Here is a 780-nt window from a genome sequence, read left to right on the forward strand (position 1 = left end):
TGGTGTACCGAGACTTCAGGGCGGTGCTGGCGTGCTGCCTGCCGCTGACGGTGGGCACCTTCATCGGCTACTGGTTCATGAAGGAGTTGGACATTGGCCTGACGGTGGCCACCTTGCCGGTGATGGTGCTGGCGGTGGGCATTGGGGTGGACTATGCGTTCTACATCTACAACCGACTGCAGCTGCACCTGTCGCAGGGGCAGCCGATCGTGAAGGCGCTGGAGCACTCGATCCTGGAGGTGGGCACGGCCACGATCTTCACGGCCATCACGCTGGCGGTGGGGGTGGCGACGTGGTCGTTCTCGGAGCTGAAGTTCCAGGCCGACATGGGCAAGCTGCTGGCGTTCATGTTCATGGTGAACATGGTGATGGCGATGACGGCGCTGCCGGCGTTTGCGGTGTGGCTGGAGCGGCTGTTCCCGCGCAAGAAGCCCGTCAAGGCCCCAGGCCTGGCGCACTGAGCGGGGTGAACATGAAGACGATGATGAAGAAACTGATGAAGCAGCCCCTGAGCTTGCTGCCACTGGTGCAGATCGCTGCCATGGCCGCATGCCTGGCGATGCCTGCGGCGCAGGCCCAGGAACCCAACCCCAACGCCCCTCGGCTGGTGCCAGCGGCGCGCGTGGCCCATGCCGGCACAGCCTCTTTGCTGGGGGCCACGCGAGCGGGCGATCGCCTGGTGGCGGTGGGCGACCACGGCGTGGTGATGCTGTCCGACGACGGGGGCCGCCAATGGCGCCAGGCCAAGAGCGTGCCGGTGGACAGCACCCTGACCAGCGT

2 protein-coding genes are annotated in these 780 nt (G+C 66.2%); both read left to right on the top strand.

Translation table 11 applies throughout. The annotated features are described in order from the left end of the window. Window positions 1-461 (top strand): efflux RND transporter permease subunit (locus AC3WUT_RS30155; protein ID WP_492350755.1); only part of this gene is annotated, 461 nt, incomplete at its 5' end. 23 nt (window positions 462-484) lie between these two features. Beyond that, window positions 485-780, top strand: a 296-nt coding sequence (locus tag AC3WUT_RS30160) for a WD40/YVTN/BNR-like repeat-containing protein (RefSeq protein ID WP_492350756.1), incomplete at its 3' end; no start/stop codon positions are given.

The organism is Curvibacter sp. EU05-FHT14A10 (assembly GCF_058791075.1).